Below are 18,187 nucleotides of genomic sequence, written 5' to 3' on the forward strand. Positions count from 1 at the left end.
CTATGGCCACCAAGAAGTCCACCGCTGACGTCGCCGCCACTCCGGAGATCATCGCCGACGCCTACTACGCCGTCGAGGTCTCAGCCCGGTTCAAGGCGTTCGGCGTCGGCTTCGGTCAGGCATCGCAAACGCAGGTCACCGGCGAGCTGCTGACGCGCCTGCTCGCATCCGAGCACGCCGCCGAGGTGGCCAGCTACACGCCGGTTTAGGGCCGGCCCGGGAGACCATTGGATGACGCGCAAATTCGAGACCGAGTACCGGGTCGGCAAGGCCGACGAGATCCTGAAGAAGGAAAACAAATTCCGGCAGGATGTCGACATGCGGCTCGACGCCATCGAGCGCGCGGTTGCGGCGCTCGGCGGCGATGCCAATGTCCTGGTGGCTCGGGTGCTGCGCGTGATCGAACTGGAGATCTCGCCGCGCGCGGCCGAGATCGAGGCGCAGCTGAACGACTACCGCAGTGGTGTTCCGGCGGCGAGCGTCCAAGAAGAAACCACCGGCCGGCAATTCCTCACGCCGGCCCGGCGCGCCGCGATCCTCGCCGATCTGCGCGGCGGCGTTGACGCCGATCACGACACGCTCGCCAAGCTGCTCGCGTATCTGATTGCGGTCGACGCTGCGAAAGCGCCGTCCGTCGATCCGGTGCTCGCCGGCACGCCGCGCGCGCCGACGGCGCCGCTCGGCACCAACTCGACGCAAATCGCCACGATGGCGGCGCTGTTGCAGATGCGGGCCGATCTGCTCAACTATCTGACCAACGGTGCCGGGCCGGCGCTCGATCAGTTCAACGAGATCGCGACGGCACTCGGTAACAATGCCAACCTCGCCGCGACGCTCAATGCCGCGATCGCCGGCAAGCAGCCGCTAGACACCGACCTAACGGCGATTGCGGGTCTTTCTACAACCACATTCGGCCGATCTCTGTTGACGCAGGCGGACGCGGCGGCGGCGCGCGGGACGTTGGGAGCACAGGCCGCACTTGGCTTCACTCCTGCCCAGCAGGGAACTGGCGTCGGACAGAACCCAAGCAGTATCGTCAAGATTGGCTGGGGCTCGGGCTCTGTTAGAGCGACGGTCGACTCCACCGACTTCGGCAAGGTATGGACCGACCATGATACTGTGGCGTCGTTTGGCACCAGCGGTTACCAGAAACTCCCCAGCGGATTAATTATCCAGTGGGGAACAATGGGCGGAAGCGATACGGCCAACAACTTTCCAATGGCCTTCCCTAATTTCTGCTTCTCCGTAGTTGCGTCGATCGGCAGCAACGTAGGGATTGAAGGCACACAATCACTTTCGATTGCGGTCGAAGGCATCAACCCTGTTGGGTTCACCGCCCGGGCAAGATACGTTAATAACGGTGGCGTCGTGGGATATGCGTCACAACCTGGGCGCTATATAGCGATGGGATACTGATCATGCATCTCTACGCAGTTTTCACGCCCGCCGGATTCCCGGCCGGATTTTACAGCGACGATATTCATGGCCCGCGGCTGATCGACGGTCAGCCGAACCCGGACTGCAGGGTCCCGGCGGAGGCGGTCGAGATCACCGAGCCGCAGTGGCGGGACTTGCTGGCCCACCCCGGGCTCCGCCGGCTGGTGGACGGCGCCGTTGTGGACTACACGCCGCCGGAGCAGCCCATTGATCTGCCCGCCTACACGGCGGCTGTCCGCTGGGCCAAGGAGACCGGCGGCACGGCTTGGTCCGGCTGGCCGGTCGCTACCGACGATCGCAGCCAAGGCAAGATCCTGGCCGAGCTGACCGCCATCGACCGCGGCCAGCGCGCCGACCCGGACGGATGGAAGTTCGCCGACGGTGAGTTCCGGCTGGTCTCCAACGCCGATTTCGTCACCTTGGCGATGGCGGTGCGGGCGCATGTCAGAGCGTGCTTCGCCGCCGAGGCCAGCGTTCTCGCCGGCATCGCCGCCGGCTCCATCACCACCACGGCGCAGATCGACAACGCGTTCGGTTAACCGCACGCCTTTCCTGCCGCGACGCTTCTGCCGCCGGAACGAACGAGGCCGCTGACAGCTGTCAGCGGCCCTCTTTGCTTGTGCGCCCCATAGGTTCATCCCGATCCAATTTCTGGTCAAGGGGCTTCGCTCATGGCGGCACTCACCAAGAACCACGGCGTCCGCTTTATCGACGCGGGCGAGGACGCTCGTACAGTCCAGGCACCAGACTTTTCCACGATCGCCCTGGTGGCGCCGGCCGACGAGGCCAACCCGTCGATCTTCCCGCTCGAAACCAACGTCCACCTCTACGGCGACGAGGCCGACAAGATCGCCACGCTGGGCGACGCCGGGGAGCTGTCGATGGCGATCGATGACATCCTGAGCGAGGGCATCAACGCCAGCATCCTTGTCCGTCGCGTCGCCAAGGCGACGAGCCGCAACGAGCAGCTCGGCGCCATCATCGGCGATCCGTCCGACCGCACCGGCCTCTGGGGCCTGCTCGATGCTCGCGCGCAGACCAGCGTGCGGCCGGGCATCATCGTGCCGCCCGGCTTCTGCAACGAGTCGCCGATCGGGGCGACGATCGCCACCATGACCAACCGCGGCGCCGATTACACGCATGCCGACGTGACCTTTACGGCGGCCGGCGCCGTCGTCGTGCCGAAGGGGCATTGCGTCATCACCGGCGGCAAAGTGGACGTCGTGATCGACGATGCCGGCTTCGGCATCCCCAACACCTGCACGATGACCATCACGGGCGACGGCGCCGGCGCGGCTGGCACGGTCGAGGTCGGCGCGGTCGCGAATCCCGTTGCGCTGGCGGCGTCTGCCGTCGCCAAGCGCGTGCTCGGCATTAGCGTGATCGACGGCCCGAACCTCGACCGCGTCGCGGCGGCGCAGTGGGCCGAACGGCTGAAGCGCGACAACGGCCGCTACCTCTACGCGATCGACCCGGCGTTGCGGCGTTTTGCGGTGCTCGACGGCGCCGATGACACCATCCTGACCCGGCCGGCCTCGACCACGGTGGCGGCGCTGTTCGCCAAACGTGACCGCGAGCGCGGCGGCCCGTACTGGTCGCCGGAAAACCAGACCTCGTCGGCGATCGTCGGCACCGCGCGCCCGGTCTCCTACTACGACGGCGAGATCGATCACGAGGCCAACTTCCTGATCAATGCCGGCGTCAACACCTTCATCGAAGGCAAGGAGCTGTTCGGCTCCGAGACGCTGTCCAACGACAGCAACTGGCGCTTCATCAACAAGGTGCGGACCGAGAACGCGATCCGCGCCTCGCTGCCTGGGGCGTTGCGAAAGTGGCGTGGCGAGCTCTTCACCGCGCACAACGCCCTGATGGTGGTCAAGACGGTCGAATACTTCCTCGACGAATTGGTATCGCTCGGCGTGGTGCTCGGTTACACGCGCTATTTCGACCGCGCGCTGAACCCGAACGCCAACATGCGCCAGGGCATTCTGCGGATCGAACTGCCGCACGAGAACACGCCGATCATCTCCGACATGGTGTTCGGCATGCGGCCCTACGCCCCCGCCTTCGACATCCTCGCCTCGGACATCCAGCGTGCGCTGGGTGGCTATGAAGCCATCGCGGCCTAAGGGAGACCCACCATGGAATTCGTCCGTAAAGCCGGCAACCTGTACTGCGAGGGCGTCAACACCTGGCTCTCGCTCGCCAGCTACAAGCTGCCATCGCCCAAGGCCATCACCGAGGAGCATCTACCCGGCGGCGGCATCATGAAGCTGGACGTGCCGATCGGCGCGATCGAAGCGCCGAAGCTGCAGTTCAACCTGAAGGGCGCGCCGCCGGCGGTGCTCGGCCAATTCGGCCTCTCGCTCGGCGAGAGCAAGCTCTACACGATCTACGAGCTGATGGTCGATGAACTGGACGGCACCAAGCGGGAGCGGATCGTCACGGTTCGCGGCCTGTTTCAGGAGGCCGATGCGGACGAGATGAAGGGCCGCGGCCTCAACGGCTATGCTTACCACGTCGGCTCGATCACTGATTTCGAAGACGTGATCGAAGGCTACGGCATCATCGCGGCCTTCCGGTTCAAGACCAACACGCGGCTCGGATATCTCGGTAGCGCCAGCTCCGACGCCGAGAACCGAATTCTGCGGATTGCGGGTTGATCAATCCCGAGCGAAAGAACCAGAGGCAAGCGGCCATAATCGGCGGGACAGACCCTTGCGGACCCGCCACCGCGGTTCGAGTAGGCGACGGCCCGGCGCGGACCCGGGCCACCATTTCGAGGGGCCTTAAAGGAGCTTTCAATGGCCATTGATCTACCGCCGCCGGTCGAGGTCGAGCCGGCGCTGAAGCCAGTTGTTCCGCCGCCCGGCTCGCCCGACGCCAAGCGCAAGGCCGGCGCGAAGACGGACGATTTGGCGGTCGCACAGCCCGCTGCCGAGGCCCCGGCCGAGGCGCCGCCGATGGTGGCTGTTCTCGACTTTGCCGGCGGGCGATCGAAGCGCGTCCCGCTGTCGTGTCCGTTCATGGACGGCTCGCTCTGCCGAGACGCCGTCGTGATCAACCGCCTGACGATGGTGCAGGTCGACAAGCTGGTAAGCGAAAATCGCCACAACGATCTCTACGAAATCTACGCCGAGATGACCGGCGTTCCGGCGCCGGTGCTGCGCGGCATGGATGCGGACGATGGCGAGGCCATGATGGAGGCCGGTGCCGATTTTTTGCCCCGGTCACTCCGGAAGGCGTTCGGCTTTACGTCGGGCTGAAACGTTGGCGCAGCTACGCGGCGCGCGTCGCGGCGGTGCTCTCCACGCCGGTGCCCGCCGTGATGGCGATGACGTGGCCCGATGTGCTGCTGTGGTGGAATGAGGCGGCTGATATCGACCGCGAGACCTGGGGCCAGCTGAGGGGATCATGAGTAATCTCGACGTCTCGCTGCGGCTGCGCCTGGTCAATCAGCTCGCAGGCCCCGCCAAGGATGCCAAGCGCGAGCTGGAAGGCGTCGGCGCTGCTGCCAAGAAGCTCGACGGCGCCAAGGCTGGCAAGCTCGCCGCCGATCTCGCCAAGACCAAGAACGAGGCGAAGGGCGCGGACGCGGCTCTTAGCCAGGCGTCGACCAGCGCCCGGAAGCTCGGCGCGGCCAAGGCCGACAAGCTGGCACGCGATCTGGCGAAGACCCGCACCGAGGCGCTCGCCGGCATGAAGGCGCTGGCGCAGTTCAACACTCAGCTCCAAAAGCTCGATGGAGGCCATGTCGACCGCTTGGTCCAGGGCCTGCGCAACGCCACGGCTCAATCCGAGCGGCTCGCGCGTGGCTTGCGTCGGGTGCGAGATGAGAGCCGGGGTGCGGGGCAAGGAGGCTCGGGCGGCGGTGCGTTGCCGCCGACAACAGAGCGGCGCGGACAGGGCGGTGGCGCGCTGCCAGCCGTTATCGGCATGGGCGCGCGTGCGGCTGGCGTCGTCGGCGGTGTGTATGCTGGTGTCCGCGTTGCGGGCGCGGTCAAGCAGAGCTTTCAGGACTTCGCCGAGTTGGACCGACGCATGACGCGGCTCGGTATCACGGCTGAGGCGACCAAGGCCCAGGTCGATGCGGCGACGGGCAACGTTCGGGCAATCGCCAGGCAGTATGCCGTGCCCGTCGAGGAGGTGCTGAAGGGCCTGGAAGCCTTGGTCGCCCAGGGCAAGGAACTGCCCGAGGCGCTGGCGATGATGGATGCGGTCGTCAAGTCGGCGCAAGCATCCGGCGCGTCGGCTGAGGACATGTCCAACTCCGCCGGCGCGATGATGACCAACTTGAAGCTCAAGGTCGAGGAGTTGCCGGAGGCATTCGACAGGCTGGCCTATGCGGGCAAGAAGGGCCAGTTCGAACTCAAGGACATGGCGCGATATTTTCCGGAGTTGGCCGCGGCATGGGCCAACGTCGGGCAGAAGGGGGCCGGCAAGTTGGCCGATCTGGCGGCCGCGACGCAGATCATCCGCAAGGAGGCCGGGACCTCCGAGAAGACGTTCAACGGCATCCGTGATCTGCTCGCCAAAATCAACACCACCGACGTGCAGAACAACTTCAAGAAGATGGGGGTCGACCTCGAGGCCGGGCTGAAGAAGGGCGCCAAGGAAGGCAAGCCGTTGCTCGACGTGATTATCGAGCTGACTGAGAAGGCCCTCAAGGGCGACATGGCGAAGCTGCCGAAGCTGTTCGGAGAGATCGACTCCCGGACAGCGATCAGTGCGCTGATCAACCTGAAGGCCGAATTTCGGTCTCTGCGTGCGGAAATCCAGACCAAGGCTCTCGGGACGATCAACACAGACGTCGTCCGCCTCACCGGCGATGCGCAGGCCTCGATCGACAAGCTGGCGGATTCGTGGTCGGCGGCCGGGATCGCGGTCGGGAAATTCGTGGCCGAAGCGACGCCGGCTGTTGGCCTTCTGGAAAGACTTTCGCGCGGCATCGATAGCGCACGCGAGTATTTGTCCGGCGACAAAAAGGATGATTCCAAAAAGGACGCGCCCCGAGTCGACGAACCCGCCGGGCCAAAATCCCAGTTTTCCGGCCGCATGCAGAGCTACGAGCACGCACGCGCCACCCGCGCGGCCCTCAATGCCAGGCGCCCCAAGCTGTCGGACTTCTCGGGCCGTTTCCAGTCGCAGAACTACGCGAAGGCGCTCGCTCAATGGGAGCGAGAGCAGCGTTCCAACAAACCATTGCGGGGGCCCGCGACTCCGATCCCTGAGGTCGGCAACTATTCTCCGGTGCCGAGCTTCAAGCCGCCCGCGATCGGCCGGCGCCAGGCCGCGCCGGCCGATCCGCGTAACTACTCGCCGGTGCCGCCGGTTGCAGCCAGCGTGGCCGAAACGACGATGCAGCGGATCAGCCGGGCGGTTGCCAGCGAGAGCGCCAAGGCGGTCGCCGAGTCCCAATCGGCGGCCGAGCGAATCCGTGCGATGTGGAATTTTCAGGTTTCGCCACAGATCTCGCCGCGCTTCTCCGGGCCGGCCGCAAGCGGCGCGCCCGCCGGCGGCGCTTCCTCCGCGCCGCGGGGCCCGGCATCAGCGCCGGCCCCAGAGTCGCCTCGAAAGCAAGCTGGCCTCGCTGGAGGGCGAACGGTGCACGTCACGGTCCACGTCAACGGCGCCGGCCGCGACGGCAGCCGCATTGGCCAGGACATCGCCCGCCAGCTCGCGCAGCTCGGCGACAGCTCCTCCGCTCTGTTCGACACGGTGTAGCCATGGCGCTGATGGCGATCGGACCGCATGTGTTTCAGGTGGTCGGGCTCAACTCTCAGGAGATCGACACCAGCTCCGAAGCCGTCGTGGCGGACGTTCCGCGGTTCGGGCTGATGGATGGCGCCCAGATGCACGGCATGAAGCGGCCGGAGATGTCGGTTCGCGGCGTGCTTTTTCCCGATCAGCTCGGTGGTCTGCCGGACTACGAGGGCTTGCGAGCGGCGCAGTTCGCGCTCCGGCCGCTTCCGCTGATCCGCATGGGCCGCGGCTTCACCGCCGTCGTGCTGGGAGCCGTGACGATCGAGCGGCTGTCGGACGTCGAATACTACGGCGGCAAGAAGCTGGCCTTTACGGCCGATTTGAAGGGCTATTACGGATGAGCAGCTTCGACCGGCTTTACATCGTGCGGCGGGACGGCGAGCGGCTCGACAAGATCGCGAAAGCCGAACTCGGCACCGAGCGCGACGGCACCGTGGAGAGCATCCTGAAGCTCAATCCCGGCCTCGCGGCGGTCGGCTGGCGGCTGCCGCTGGGCACCAAAATCAAGCTGCCGCCGCGTCCGAGCGGCGGCCCGCCGAGACCGACCGTCAAGCGCGTCTGGGGCGACACATGACGCCGGTATTGAAGGTGATGAAGGGCGACGTCGACCTGATGATCGGCATGGCGAAGGTCTTCCTCAGCGCCACCCACACCGACAACGCCGGCGACGACGACGACGAGTTCGAGCTGGAGCTGGACGACAACTACGGCCAGATCCCGCTGCCGCAGGAAGATGATCTGCTGATCGTGTTCGCCGGCTACAAGGAAACGATCGCGCCGATGATCGGCGCCTTCAAAGTCAACGGCTGGGAGTCGGGCTGCGAGAACGGCCCCGAGACGATGAAGATGACCGCCCGGGCCGCCACCATGTCGGGCGAGTTCAAGGCCGGCGGAATGAAGCACTGGCACGATTCCACGCTGGGCCAGGTGCTGGAAGACACCGCCAAGGCGGCGAAGCTCTCGCTGGCGATCGACCCCGAGCTGGCCAAGGTCAAGCTGCCCTTCGTGCTGCGCTGGGAAGCCAGCCCGATCGACTTCGCGCACCGCGTCGCGGCCGAGGCCGGCGGCATGGTGAAGCCCGGCGGCCAGAAGCTGGCCGTAACCAAGCGCGGCTCCGGCAAGGGAGCGGACGGCGGTGAACTGCCGCCGATCGTCATCAAGCGCATCGGCAATTCGGGCTGGCGCATCAAGGGCGAGCCGCGGCCACGCTACGGCAAGGTCGAGGCATCGTGGCACGATCCGAAGAGCGGCAAGCGCAAGTCGATCCGCTATTCGACCGGCGCCAAGGGGCCGACCCACACGCTGCTGCATCCACGGGCGAGCGAGGACGAAGCCAAGCGCGCCGCCGAGGCGCACGGCCGCAAGCTCAACATGCTCACCGGCGGCGGCCACTTCACGCATGCCTATAACCCAGCCTGGTCGGCCGGGGCCAAGGTGATCGCCAGCGGGTTTCGGGACGGGATCGACGGCACGTGGCTGTCGGAATCGATCTCGACCACCTGGGCCAAGGGCTCGCCGGTGCTGTCGACGATCACCGTAAAGGCGCCCGCAGAGGGCAAGGGAGGCGGGGCATGAGCGAAGCTTGGAGGAGCCGCTTGTTCGCGGTCTGGATGGTCTTCCTTATCTGCGCTTATACGACCCTCTGCGGCGCGGTAATGTTCGTCTCCTGGGGCCTGGTCAAAGCGAAAACCGCCCAAGCCTGCGATCGGCAATGCGCAGGTCTCGCGTCCTTCTACGGCAGCGAATCCGGGCCGCGCACGAGCTCCGGCCAGCGTTTCAGGCCGAGCGCGATGACGGCGGCCCACCGCTGCCTGCCGTTCGGGACCAAGCTTCGCGTGACCTACGCCGAACGGGAGGTCACGGTCACGATCAACGACCGCGGTCCGTTCATCCGTGGCCGGGTGCTTGACCTGTCGGAGGGAGCCGCCCGCGTGATCGGCCTGATCGACCGCGGCGTCGGGCGGGTCGGATGCGAGGTGCTATGAGGGCCGCAGGAGCGGCCTGGGTGACGGGGTCCGGGAATTACCCGGTCGCGGGTGAAGTTTGGCAACGAGCCCGCGAAGCGACGCAGAAGAATTGCCGCCACCCCGCCGAGGCTCTGACGAGCGGCGGCGAAGTGGCCCGATTCGAGTTAACAAATCATGGAATCCATCCGCTGCGCTCGATGCCGAGCGCTGCTGTTTCGGGCGGTAGCCGACGCGATCGTCGGCACCGTCGAAATCAAATGCCGCCGCTGCGGTGGCATCAATATCTTGAGGCCAACAGAGCCCTCCACCGAGCGCCACGAGCGTCCGACCTCGGGAGAGGCCCTATGTTCGTCAAGCGACGCCGGATCGGTCCGGCAACCGTATATCTCGGAGACGCCCTCGAAATCCTTCCGACGCTAGACCCGGTCGGCGACGTGTTGACCGACCCGCCTTATTCAAGCGGCGGCAACGTCCGCGATCGGGCACAGGCGACAACCGCAAAATACCTCAGCACGGGTCACCCGCAGTATCCCGAGTTTCAGGGCGACACCCGCGACCAGCGCTCCTACCTCGCCTGGTCGACGCTCTGGATGGGACGCGCCCGGGCGCTGACGCGGCCAGGCGCGATGCTGGTGAGCTTCTCGGATTGGCGGCAGCTTCCGGTCACCAGCGATGCGCTCCAGTGTGCCGGCTGGGTCTGGCGGGGGATTGTGCCCTGGGACAAAACGGAGGGCTCACGGCCGCAGAAGGGGCGCTACAGGGTGCAGGCGGAATACGCCCTGTGGGGGACCAACGGCGCCAGGCCGCAGGCCGGCCCCGTCGCGCCCGGCGTGTTTCGGATGTCGGTGCCGAGGGTGAAACACCACGTCGCGGGCAAGCCGGTCGACCTGATGACCGGCCTGATGACGGTGATGGAGGGGCCGATCCTCGACCCGTTCATGGGATCGGGCACGGTCGGGGTGGCCTGCGTTCAGAAGGGGCTGGCCTATGTCGGGATCGAGGTCGACCCAACCTATTTCGAGATCGCGTGCGGGCGGCTTGAAGAGGCGGTGAAGGCCGCTTCACGATCCAAAACCGTTGCCATCTGATCTTGCGCGCCATGCCATTTGATTTTGCGCGCTACAGATCGATATCTGGTAAAGGGTCGGCTTGCCTTGAAACGCTTCGGGAAAAAGGCAAAAAGCCTGTCGGGAATTACTGGTCGGAGTGGCAGGATTCGAACCTGCGACCCCTGCGTCCCGAACGCAGTGCTCTACCGGGCTGAGCCACACTCCGACAGTGGCCGGCTTATAGCCAAGGGTTTCGCACTCCGCAAGCAGGCGAATTGAGGATTGGAATTTAGATGAAACTGGACCTTGCGACGGCGATCGTCGCCGCCGGCGACGACGGGGTGGCAAAAGCCGCGAAATGCCTGCAGGACGGCGGTCTGGTGGCGTTTCCGACCGAGACGGTCTACGGCCTCGGCTGCGACGCGGCCAATGCCGGCGCGATCGCGCGGCTGTATCAGGCCAAGGGCCGGCCGTCGTTCAACCCGTTGATCGCCCATGTGGCGGATCTGGCGGCGGCCGAGCGGATCGGCCGATTCGACGGCGACGCGTTGAAGCTCGCCGCGGCGTTCTGGCCGGGGCCGCTGACGCTGGTGGTGCCGAAAGCTGAGAACTGCCCGGTCGCCGATCTCGCCACCGCCGGCCTCGATACCGTGGCGATTCGGGTGCCGGCGCATCCGGTGGCGCAAGCCATTCTGCGCGGCTTCGGCGGCGCCGTGGTGGCGCCGTCGGCGAATCGCTCGGGCCACGTCTCGCCGACCACCGCCGCGCATGTCCATGCCGACCTCGACGGCCGCATCGAGCTGATCGTCGATGGCGGGCCGGTGTCGGTCGGCGTCGAATCGACGATTGTTGCGTGTTTCGACCAGCCGGTGCTGCTGCGTCCCGGCGGTCTGCCGCGCGAAAAGATCGAGGCCGTGCTCGGCCGCGCGCTGGCGATGCCCGTGGCTTCCGATCCGGCGCGGCCGCTGGCGCCGGGCATGCTGGCGTCGCATTACGCGCCCCGAACGAAAGTGCGGCTGGAGGCGACTGGCGTGGAGCCCGGCGAGGCGCTGCTGGCGTTCGGCGCGGCGGCGCTGCCGGGCGTCGATGCGACGACCGTGGTGATGAACCTGTCGGCGCAGGGCGATCTGGCGGAAGCCGCCGCCAATCTGTTCGGTTATCTGCGCGCGCTCGACGCCCGGGGCGCCGCCGGCATCGCGGTGATGCCGGTGCCGCGCCACGGGCTCGGCGAAGCCATCAACGACCGCCTCCGCCGCGCCGCGCTGCCGCGGGGGTGAGGCACGTTGCGAGACCGACACTCGGCAACGCTGCGCGTGTGCCGCGCCGCGCTCTGCCACAATCAGCCGTCATTCCGGGGCGCGAGGCCGAAAGGCCGAGCGAACCCGGAATCCAGTATTCCAGGGCGGTGATTACTGGATCCCGGGTTCACTCGCGGCTCACGCCGCTCCTGCCCCGGGATGACAGCTTGTTACTTGCGCTCTCGCGCCCCGGAATGACGGCTTGGTTTTGGCTTGGTCGCACGCAATTCGGTTCGGCGGCGTCCAATCACCCGAAGTCGCCTTCAATGCATCCGCGGCTTCTTCAGAAACCTGTTGCGGTCGGACGACACCAGTTCGACATCGAAAGTGTCGCCGCCGCGGTACAGCGTCAGCGGCACGTCGACGCCCGCGGTGCCGAGCGACCAATATTTGCGATAGAACTCTTCCGAGCTCGACACCTTCTCGCCGCGCACCGCCAGAATCACGTCGCCGGTCTTTAACTCGGCGCGCGCCGCCGGCCCCTTCGGCGCGATGCCCACCACCACGATCTTGTCCTCGATCTCGGCGGAATACAGCCCGAGCCAGGGCCGCGGCGCGGCGTTGACCTTGCCGAATTTGCGCAGATCCTCGAGGATCGGCTTCAACAGGTCGATCGGCACGATCATGTTGAGATGTTCGTCGCGGCCGGAATGTTCGCGCTCGATCTGCAGCGAGCCGATCCCGATCAATTCGCCGGCCTCCGAGATCAGCGCCGCGCCGCCCCAGTTCGGATGCGCCGGGGTGGTGAAGATCGCCTCGTCCAACAGATATTCCCAATAGCCGGCGAATTGCTGCTTGGCGGCGATCTGCGCCGCCACCGAGCGTTCGGGGCCACCGACGCCGCCGACCACGACGCGGTCGCCGACCGAGGCCGCCGCCGAACTGCCGAGCGGCAGCGGATCGACGTCGAGCTCGCCCAGCGCCTGCACCAGGCCGAAGCCGGAGTCCTGGTCGAAGCCGAGCGCGTGGCCCTCGACGATGCGGCCGTCGCCGAGATGCAGCCACACCGTCTGCGCCTCGGTGATCAGATAGCCGATGGTCAGCACCAGCCCGTGATCGATCACCACGCCGTTGCCGGCGCGCTCGACGCCGAGCGTGTCGGCGGTGAAGGCGTCGCCGGGGATGATGGAATGCAGCCCGACCACCGAGCTCAGCACGTGGTCGAGGTCGAAGCTGTAATCCTCGGCGCGCGGCTGCGCCGAGGCGGGGACTTTCCAGGCGGTCAATGATGGCATCGCGGGTCTCCCACTTCGGCTTAAAGATAGGTGTCGTTCAGCGCGTTACCAGCAGGTAGCCGCCGACGACCAGGATCGTGGCGAGCAGAAAGATCGCGCCCAGCACCGCGATCACGATCGCCGCCAGATCGTGGGCCTCCAACCATCGTCGTAACGCATTCACCATTCGCTTCGTCCGTCATGCACATTGTCTCTGCGGGAGGATACCAAACGCTTGATTCGTCGTCGCGCCCAACATTGCGGCGTCGCTGCGGCAATGAGGTCGGGAAGTCGGCTTGACAGCGGCGGTGATCCGCAGCCTGAATCGCCACGATGCGCCCCGCGCGATGCGGCGGGCAGCCGTTCGCGCAGACATCGGCCGTACCCAATGGACTTGTCAGACCTCGACTGGTTGCAGCGCTTTCCGCCGCTTTCGGATCTGGCGCCGAACGAGCGCGCGCCGCTGATCGGCGGCGCGGTGGCGATGCAGCTGCCGGCCGGCGCCACGGTGTTCGCGCCGGATCAGCCGTGCGGCTATTTCATCATGGTGTGCGAAGGCCAGGTGCGGGTCTATCAGCTCGACGCCGACGGCAACGAGATCGTGCTGTACCGGCTCGGTCCCGGCAGCATGTGCATCCTGACCACCCTGGCGCTGCTCGCCGACACCCATTACAGCGCCTTCGCGGTGACCGAGACCCCGGTGCACGCCATCGGGCTGCCGGCTGCGACCTTCCACGATCTGATCGGGCGCTCGGCGCGGTTTCGCAGCTTCGTGTTCAACGCCCAGGCGGCGCGGATGGCCGATCTGATGCGGGTGATCCAGCACGTCGCCTTCGCCTCGATCGAGTCGCGGCTGGCGGCGCGGCTGTTGGCGCTGGCCGCCAACGGCCACGACGTCGCCATCACCCATCAGCAGCTCGCCGCCGAGATCGGCAGCGCCCGCGAGGTAGTCAGCCGGCAGCTGAAATGCTTCGAAAAGCGCGGCTGGGTCAGCCTCGGCCGCGGCCGGGTCGAATTGCGCAACGCAGCCCCGTTGCGCGCCGCGGCGCAGCCGGCACGGTGACTTGATCGGTGACTTGGTCACAGACCGCGGGCGGCCTGCGCCCTATCCCTGCTGCATTGGCTCTCAATCAGGAGGAAATCATGAGCACGAATGTCGGAATGATCGATCGCGCGCTGCGCGCCCTTGTCGGCCTGGCGCTGATCGGCTGGGCGCTGACCGGCGGCCCGATCTGGGCCTGGATCGGCGTGGTGCCGCTGCTCACCGCGGCGCTCGGCTTCTGCCCGGCCTATACGCTGATCGGCCTCAACACCTGCCCGGCGAAGAAGGGCTAAGCACGGTCGCGGGCCACCCAGGCCAGCGCTCCATCCAAGCGTGCCCCGGACGCAGCGCAACGCGCCGCTCTTGCGGCGTGGTGCGATGCAGAGCCGGGGCCGTGACGGATGTTGCCCTCGTAACGGTCCCGGCTCACGACGCAGCGCAGCACCGCGGCCGGGACACGGTGCCGAAAGCCGCGGCAGTCTGGTATGGCTGAAGCGTCGTCACCTTTGTCAGGAAGACTTGCATGCATAAGAACTGGATCGACGTGACCGCCGAGTTGTCGGTCGCGCTGAAGGAAGTCCGCGGCGGCGCGCCCGAGGTGATGAAGGGCTTCGCCGCCATCGCCCAGGCGGCGCTGAAGGCCAACGCGCTCGACACCAAGACCAAGGAATTGATCGCGCTGGCGATCGCGGTCGCCACCCGCTGCGACGGCTGCATCGGCTTTCACGCCGAGGCCGCGGTGAAGCACGGCGCCAGCCGCGACGAGGTGATGGAAACCATGGGCATGGCGATCTACATGGGCGCCGGGCCGAGCGTGATGTATGCCGCCCAAGCGGTGGAAGCCTACGACCAGTTCGCCAAGCGCAAGGCCGCCGCGGCGGAGTAGCTCGTTCCTTGTGGAGTTGTGGAGTTGTGGCGTAGGCGACGCGGCTTCCTTCCCTCTCCCCGCTTGCGGGGAGAGGGTGGCGTGACAAGCGAAGCTTGTCGCGTCGGGTGAGGGGGCGCCGCGTTATGCCGAGACGCGGGGGGGGGGGGGGGGGGCGGGGGGGCGGGGGGGCCCCCCCCCGCCGCGTTATGCCGAGACGCCCCCTCACCCGACCCCGCTTCGCTTGCGCTACGCGGGGTCGACCTCTCCCCGCAAGCGGGGAGAGGTGAGGTCAGTGCTCATGTGAGCGTCAGGCCACAAAGCAAACGACCTCCTTCCGCCCCACCTTAAAAGCATTCCATTCTATTCTACCGCTGCCCCCTTGAATCCGCGCGGGCGATGGTGGATTGCTGCCCGCGTTAACATCCGATTAGGATGTCTCGGGGTGCCAGCGATGGCAGGGGGCGGGATTGACGACGGCTCGACGGCACAGCCAGCTCGGTCGTAACGGCACGCGACGGCCGGTTGCCCGGCACGGCGCGGGCCTCGATCTGCCGCGCGCGGTCGCCAAGCGGGCGGCTTTGTCTGCCGCTGCGCTGCGCCGCGCTGCCCGCCTTTCGCTGATCTGGTTCACCGCCTTCGCGCTGATCTTCCAGACCACGCTGGCGCTGGCGGCGCCGGTTGCCGGCGCTGCGCAGCCCGACGCGCTGGGGCTGTCGGCGCTGTGCGATTCCGGCTTTGCTCACGCCCCCGCCGATTCCGGCGATCACGGCGTCGCGCCGCATATCAAATGCATCGCCTGCGTGATCGGGCACAGCCTGGCGCCGCCGGTGCCGTTGCCGGCGCTCGTCCCGCTGCCGAGCCTGGTCGATACCGCGCCGAGTTGGCGGCTGTCCGCCGCGGTGCCGCGCGGAGCTCCTGTCGCCTCACACTCCGCCCGCGGACCACCCGCCGCGATCTAACTCCCGAACGCCACGCCGATGTGCCGCTGCTCGCGGCCGCGTGGCTTCGGCCGTTGATCGCCGCCGCGCGAAGCCGATCCGCCTTGCTGGTGGGGCAGTTTCGCAAAAAAACCATCGTCCCGCGGGCCGTGACGCGCTGTGGCGCGCCTGCAAACACCCCTTGAGTCCTCATCATGCTGTCCAGCTCACCCGCCGGCACTCGCCGCGTTCTCCTTACGACCAGTGCCATCCTGTCGCCCGGTTTCGCCGTGCTGCTGTCCAGCGGTTTGCTGGCGGTGGCCGCCGCGCCGGCCGCGGCGCAGACTGCCGTCTCGATGCCGACCATCGTGGTTGAGGGCACCAAACCGAAGCCCAACCGGCAGGCGCAGCGCTCCGCCGCGCCGCGTCGCACCGCCGTCGCGCCCGCACCCGCGCCGGTCCCCGAAGGCCCGGTGGTGCCGGCCGACAGCACGACGATTTCCGCCGCCACGGCGACGTCGCGCAGCCTCTCCACCAGCGACTCGGCGGCGCTGATCGCCGATATCCCGGGCGGGGCGGCCTGGGGCGCCGGCGGGGTCTCCAGCCTGCCGGCGATCAACGGGCTCGGCGCCGACCGCGTCCAGGTCGCGATCAACTCGATGCTGATCAGCCCGGCCTGCCCGAACGAGATGAATCCGCCGTTGTCCTTCGTCAATCCGACCATGATCGCCAAGATGCGGGCCTATCTCGGCGTGGCGCCGGTCAGCGTCGGCGGCGATTACATCGGCGCCCGGATCGACGTCACCACCGCGCCGCCGCTGTTCGCCAAGGGCCCGGGCTGGCTGACCACCGGGCAGGTGTCCGGCTTCTTCCGCAGCAACGGCACCGGCTACGGCGTCGACGCCATCGCCACCGTCGCCAACGCCGACACCAGCGTCACCTACACCGGCGGCTGGGCCAAGGCGTCCGACTACAAGGCCGGCGACGGCACCAGGATCAAATCGACGCTGTACGAGATCCAGAACCACGCGCTCAGCATTTCCAAGCGGACGTTCGGAAACCTGTTCACCGTGCAGGTCGGCGGCCAGTTCATCCCGTACCAGGGCTACGTCAACCAGTACATGGACATGGTCTACAACCAGAGCGCCTTCATCAACGGCCGCTACGAGGGCGTGTTCGACTGGGGCCAGCTCGAAGCCTCGGGCTTCTATCACCAGGTGCAGCACACCATGGGCTTCATCGCCCCGGACAAGACCGGCTCGATGCCGATGGACACCAAGGCCAGCGACGCCGGTTACAAGCTGAAGGCGACGCTCGCGCTGTCCGGCCACGATCTGCTGCGGGTCGGCAACGAATTCTATCACAATAAGCTCGACGATTGGTGGGACCCGGTCGCCGGCTCATCCATGATGGGGCCGAACACCTTCATCGGCATCAACGGCGGCCAGCGCAGCCGGCTCGGCAGCTTCGTCGAGTGGGAGCGACATTGGGACCGCGAATGGACGACGCTGGTCGGTCTGCGCAACGACATGGTGTGGAGCGACACCGGCGACGTGCAGGGCTACAACGCGATGATGTACGGCGCCGACGCGGCGGCGTTCAATGCCCGCGATCACGCCAGGACCGACGTCAATTTCGACGGCTCAGCGCTGCTGCGCTATGAGCCGGGCTTGACCAGCCAGTTCGAGCTCGGCTTCGCCCGCAAGACCCGCTCGCCCAATCTGTACGAGCGCTACGCCTGGTCGAGCTCGGCGATGGCGATGAAGATGATCGGCTGGTTCGGCGACGGCAACGGCTATGTCGGCAATCTCGATCTGGTGCCGGAAAAGGCCCACACCGCGAGCTTCACCGCGGCCTGGCACGATCCGGCGCAGAAGCTGTGGGAGGTCCGGGTCACGCCGTATTACAGCTATGTGCAGGACTATATCGACGTCGATCGCTGCGCGACGCGCGCCGGCTCGTCGACCTGCACCGCGGCCAATCTGACCAAGACCAACGACTTCGTCTATCTGCAATTCGCCAATCACGACGCCTATCTGTACGGCGTCAATCTCGACGGCAAGCTGCAGGTCTGGGACGGCCCGGTGTACGGTCGCGGCGTGTTGCGCGGCCAGCTCGGCTACGTCCGCGGCCAGCGCACCGACGGCGTCAATCTCTATCATGTGATGCCGATCAACGCCAAGCTGGCGCTCGACCACACGCTCGGCAACTGGACTAACAGCGTCGAGCTGCAGCTGGTCGGCGCCAAGGACGACGTCAGCCAGGTTCACAACGAATTGACCACGCCGGCCTACGCGCTGGTCAATCTGCGCACCGGCTATCAGTGGGACGCGGTGCGGGTCGATCTCGGCGTCGACAACCTGTTCAACACCAACTACTACCTGCCGCTCGGCGGCGCCGATCTGGTGGATTACAAGGTGGTGTCGATGATGGGGTCGTCGACCGCCTACGGCTACAACGTGGCGGGGCCGGGGCGTTCGCTCAACGCAAGGCTGACCGTCAAATTCTGAGCGACAGCAGCCCTCTCGCCGTCGCGCCGCACCGGAAAATCCAGCTGCGGCGCGGCGGCGTCGCGTCGCGCCGTCCGCGGGCCGGAATAGGCTGTCGCGCGGCCGATCGGCGCGCGGGGACA

At 66.9% G+C, this 18,187-nt stretch carries 21 protein-coding genes and 1 tRNA gene; 19 read left to right on the forward strand and 3 right to left on the reverse strand.

The genetic code is table 11. From position 1 onward, the window contains the following. Positions 1 to 2 precede the first annotated feature (2 nt). The 13 genes from HNR60_RS07660 (at position 3) to HNR60_RS07720 (ending at position 10,255) form a co-directional block, all read left to right on the forward strand. A complete protein-coding gene (locus HNR60_RS07660; protein WP_184256031.1) occupies positions 3 to 209 on the forward strand; it encodes a hypothetical protein in 207 nt (68 codons plus the stop codon). Between the two features lie 22 nt (positions 210 to 231). Next, positions 232 to 1,416 (forward strand): gp53-like domain-containing protein, encoded by a 1,185-nt coding sequence (locus HNR60_RS07665; protein ID WP_184256033.1) that lies wholly within the window; start codon positions 232 to 234, stop codon positions 1,414 to 1,416. 2 nt (positions 1,417 to 1,418) lie between these two features. After that, positions 1,419 to 1,976 carry a DUF4376 domain-containing protein gene (locus tag HNR60_RS07670; protein ID WP_184256035.1) on the forward strand — a complete coding sequence of 186 codons (558 nt, stop codon included), beginning with the start codon at positions 1,419 to 1,421 and terminating at the stop codon, positions 1,974 to 1,976. 132 nt (positions 1,977 to 2,108) lie between these two features. After that, a complete protein-coding gene (locus HNR60_RS07675; RefSeq protein ID WP_184256037.1) occupies positions 2,109 to 3,566 on the forward strand; it encodes a phage tail sheath protein in 1,458 nt (485 codons plus the stop codon). A gap of 12 nt (positions 3,567 to 3,578) precedes the next feature. After that, positions 3,579 to 4,100, forward strand: coding sequence for a phage major tail tube protein (locus HNR60_RS07680; protein WP_184256039.1), 522 nt, complete (start codon positions 3,579 to 3,581; stop codon positions 4,098 to 4,100). Positions 4,101 to 4,241: 141 nt separating this feature from the next. Beyond that, positions 4,242 to 4,703, forward strand: coding sequence for a hypothetical protein (locus HNR60_RS07685; RefSeq protein WP_184256041.1), 462 nt, complete (start codon positions 4,242 to 4,244; stop codon positions 4,701 to 4,703). A 148-nt stretch (positions 4,704 to 4,851) separates the two neighbouring features. Beyond that, positions 4,852 to 7,161 carry a phage tail tape measure protein gene (locus HNR60_RS07690; RefSeq protein ID WP_184256043.1) on the forward strand — a complete coding sequence of 770 codons (2,310 nt, stop codon included), beginning with the start codon at positions 4,852 to 4,854 and terminating at the stop codon, positions 7,159 to 7,161. A gap of 2 nt (positions 7,162 to 7,163) precedes the next feature. Next, positions 7,164 to 7,541 carry a phage tail protein gene (locus HNR60_RS07695; RefSeq protein ID WP_184256045.1) on the forward strand — a complete coding sequence of 126 codons (378 nt, stop codon included), beginning with the start codon at positions 7,164 to 7,166 and terminating at the stop codon, positions 7,539 to 7,541. Continuing rightward, on the forward strand, positions 7,538 to 7,774 hold the full coding sequence (locus tag HNR60_RS07700) for a tail protein X (protein WP_184256048.1): 237 nt from the start codon (positions 7,538 to 7,540) through the stop codon (positions 7,772 to 7,774). The genes HNR60_RS07695 and HNR60_RS07700 overlap by 4 nt, the downstream gene beginning before the upstream one ends. Further along, positions 7,771 to 8,775 carry a hypothetical protein gene (locus HNR60_RS07705; protein WP_184256050.1) on the forward strand — a complete coding sequence of 335 codons (1,005 nt, stop codon included), beginning with the start codon at positions 7,771 to 7,773 and terminating at the stop codon, positions 8,773 to 8,775. The genes HNR60_RS07700 and HNR60_RS07705 overlap by 4 nt, the downstream gene beginning before the upstream one ends. Then, complete coding sequence (locus tag HNR60_RS07710; RefSeq protein WP_184256052.1) at positions 8,772 to 9,185, forward strand: septal ring lytic transglycosylase RlpA family protein; 414 nt, start codon at positions 8,772 to 8,774, stop codon at positions 9,183 to 9,185. The genes HNR60_RS07705 and HNR60_RS07710 overlap by 4 nt, the downstream gene beginning before the upstream one ends. A gap of 156 nt (positions 9,186 to 9,341) precedes the next feature. Continuing rightward, the gene (locus HNR60_RS24450) at positions 9,342 to 9,587 is read left to right on the forward strand and encodes a Com family DNA-binding transcriptional regulator (protein WP_184256054.1); all 246 of its coding nucleotides are present in this window, start codon (positions 9,342 to 9,344) and stop codon (positions 9,585 to 9,587) included. Next, positions 9,512 to 10,255 carry a DNA-methyltransferase gene (locus HNR60_RS07720; protein ID WP_184256056.1) on the forward strand — a complete coding sequence of 248 codons (744 nt, stop codon included), beginning with the start codon at positions 9,512 to 9,514 and terminating at the stop codon, positions 10,253 to 10,255. Before HNR60_RS24450 ends, HNR60_RS07720 begins: the two co-directional genes overlap by 76 nt. Positions 10,256 to 10,365: 110 nt before the next feature. Here the strand turns inward: HNR60_RS07720 and HNR60_RS07725 are convergent. Beyond that, positions 10,366 to 10,442 (reverse strand) — tRNA-Pro (locus HNR60_RS07725). Positions 10,443 to 10,509: 67 nt separating this feature from the next. Here HNR60_RS07725 and HNR60_RS07730 point away from each other — a divergent pair. Next, positions 10,510 to 11,493: an L-threonylcarbamoyladenylate synthase gene (locus HNR60_RS07730; protein WP_184256058.1), complete on the forward strand. Its 984-nt coding sequence runs from the start codon at positions 10,510 to 10,512 to the stop codon at positions 11,491 to 11,493. A 284-nt stretch (positions 11,494 to 11,777) separates the two neighbouring features. On the opposite strand, the gene HNR60_RS07735 is transcribed toward HNR60_RS07730, so the two are convergent. Beyond that, positions 11,778 to 12,749: a S1C family serine protease gene (locus HNR60_RS07735; protein ID WP_184256060.1), complete on the reverse strand. Its 972-nt coding sequence runs from the start codon at positions 12,747 to 12,749 to the stop codon at positions 11,778 to 11,780. Positions 12,750 to 12,786: 37 nt separating this feature from the next. Further along, positions 12,787 to 12,915 carry a hypothetical protein gene (locus tag HNR60_RS24310; RefSeq protein ID WP_283810623.1) on the reverse strand — a complete coding sequence of 43 codons (129 nt, stop codon included), beginning with the start codon at positions 12,913 to 12,915 and terminating at the stop codon, positions 12,787 to 12,789. A gap of 201 nt (positions 12,916 to 13,116) precedes the next feature. Between HNR60_RS24310 and HNR60_RS07740 the strand changes: the two genes are divergently transcribed. From HNR60_RS07740 to HNR60_RS07760, 5 genes are all read left to right on the forward strand, one after another. Then, positions 13,117 to 13,791, forward strand: a complete 675-nt coding sequence (locus tag HNR60_RS07740) for a Crp/Fnr family transcriptional regulator (RefSeq protein ID WP_184256062.1) — start codon at positions 13,117 to 13,119, stop codon at positions 13,789 to 13,791. 80 nt (positions 13,792 to 13,871) lie between these two features. Continuing rightward, a complete protein-coding gene (locus HNR60_RS07745) occupies positions 13,872 to 14,063 on the forward strand; it encodes a YgaP family membrane protein (protein ID WP_184256064.1) in 192 nt (63 codons plus the stop codon). A gap of 230 nt (positions 14,064 to 14,293) precedes the next feature. After that, positions 14,294 to 14,656, forward strand: coding sequence for a carboxymuconolactone decarboxylase family protein (locus HNR60_RS07750; protein WP_184256066.1), 363 nt, complete (start codon positions 14,294 to 14,296; stop codon positions 14,654 to 14,656). Between the two features lie 449 nt (positions 14,657 to 15,105). Then, positions 15,106 to 15,597, forward strand: coding sequence for a DUF2946 family protein (locus tag HNR60_RS07755; RefSeq protein WP_184256068.1), 492 nt, complete (start codon positions 15,106 to 15,108; stop codon positions 15,595 to 15,597). A gap of 173 nt (positions 15,598 to 15,770) precedes the next feature. Continuing rightward, entirely contained in the window at positions 15,771 to 18,065 is a 2,295-nt protein-coding gene (locus tag HNR60_RS07760; protein WP_184256071.1) for a TonB-dependent receptor, read from the forward strand. Positions 18,066 to 18,187: the final 122 nt, after the last annotated feature.

It is taken from the genome of Rhodopseudomonas rhenobacensis (assembly GCF_014203125.1).
Taxonomy (GTDB): domain Bacteria; phylum Pseudomonadota; class Alphaproteobacteria; order Rhizobiales; family Xanthobacteraceae; genus Rhodopseudomonas_A; species Rhodopseudomonas_A rhenobacensis.

Bases quoted from the DNA above. Each gene is read 5' to 3' on its own strand.
- HNR60_RS24310 (WP_283810623.1), bottom strand. From the start codon at position 12,915: ATGGTGAATGCGTTACGACGATGGTTGGAGGCCCACGATCTGGCGGCG.
- HNR60_RS07735 (WP_184256060.1), bottom strand. From the start codon at position 12,749: ATGCCATCATTGACCGCCTGGAAAGTCCCCGCCTCGGCGCAGCCGCGC.
- HNR60_RS07670 (WP_184256035.1), top strand. From the start codon at position 1,419: ATGCATCTCTACGCAGTTTTCACGCCCGCCGGATTCCCGGCCGGATTT.
- HNR60_RS07760 (WP_184256071.1), top strand. From the start codon at position 15,771: ATGCTGTCCAGCTCACCCGCCGGCACTCGCCGCGTTCTCCTTACGACC.
- HNR60_RS07665 (WP_184256033.1), top strand. From the start codon at position 232: ATGACGCGCAAATTCGAGACCGAGTACCGGGTCGGCAAGGCCGACGAG.
- HNR60_RS07705 (WP_184256050.1), top strand. From the start codon at position 7,771: ATGACGCCGGTATTGAAGGTGATGAAGGGCGACGTCGACCTGATGATC.
- HNR60_RS07745 (WP_184256064.1), top strand. From the start codon at position 13,872: ATGAGCACGAATGTCGGAATGATCGATCGCGCGCTGCGCGCCCTTGTC.
- HNR60_RS07685 (WP_184256041.1), top strand. From the start codon at position 4,242: ATGGCCATTGATCTACCGCCGCCGGTCGAGGTCGAGCCGGCGCTGAAG.
- HNR60_RS24450 (WP_184256054.1), top strand. From the start codon at position 9,342: ATGGAATCCATCCGCTGCGCTCGATGCCGAGCGCTGCTGTTTCGGGCG.
- HNR60_RS07660 (WP_184256031.1), top strand. From the start codon at position 3: ATGGCCACCAAGAAGTCCACCGCTGACGTCGCCGCCACTCCGGAGATC.
- HNR60_RS07675 (WP_184256037.1), top strand. From the start codon at position 2,109: ATGGCGGCACTCACCAAGAACCACGGCGTCCGCTTTATCGACGCGGGC.
- HNR60_RS07740 (WP_184256062.1), top strand. From the start codon at position 13,117: ATGGACTTGTCAGACCTCGACTGGTTGCAGCGCTTTCCGCCGCTTTCG.
- HNR60_RS07690 (WP_184256043.1), top strand. From the start codon at position 4,852: ATGAGTAATCTCGACGTCTCGCTGCGGCTGCGCCTGGTCAATCAGCTC.
- HNR60_RS07700 (WP_184256048.1), top strand. From the start codon at position 7,538: ATGAGCAGCTTCGACCGGCTTTACATCGTGCGGCGGGACGGCGAGCGG.
- HNR60_RS07720 (WP_184256056.1), top strand. From the start codon at position 9,512: ATGTTCGTCAAGCGACGCCGGATCGGTCCGGCAACCGTATATCTCGGA.
- HNR60_RS07695 (WP_184256045.1), top strand. From the start codon at position 7,164: ATGGCGCTGATGGCGATCGGACCGCATGTGTTTCAGGTGGTCGGGCTC.
- HNR60_RS07680 (WP_184256039.1), top strand. From the start codon at position 3,579: ATGGAATTCGTCCGTAAAGCCGGCAACCTGTACTGCGAGGGCGTCAAC.
- HNR60_RS07730 (WP_184256058.1), top strand. From the start codon at position 10,510: ATGAAACTGGACCTTGCGACGGCGATCGTCGCCGCCGGCGACGACGGG.
- HNR60_RS07710 (WP_184256052.1), top strand. From the start codon at position 8,772: ATGAGCGAAGCTTGGAGGAGCCGCTTGTTCGCGGTCTGGATGGTCTTC.
- HNR60_RS07750 (WP_184256066.1), top strand. From the start codon at position 14,294: ATGCATAAGAACTGGATCGACGTGACCGCCGAGTTGTCGGTCGCGCTG.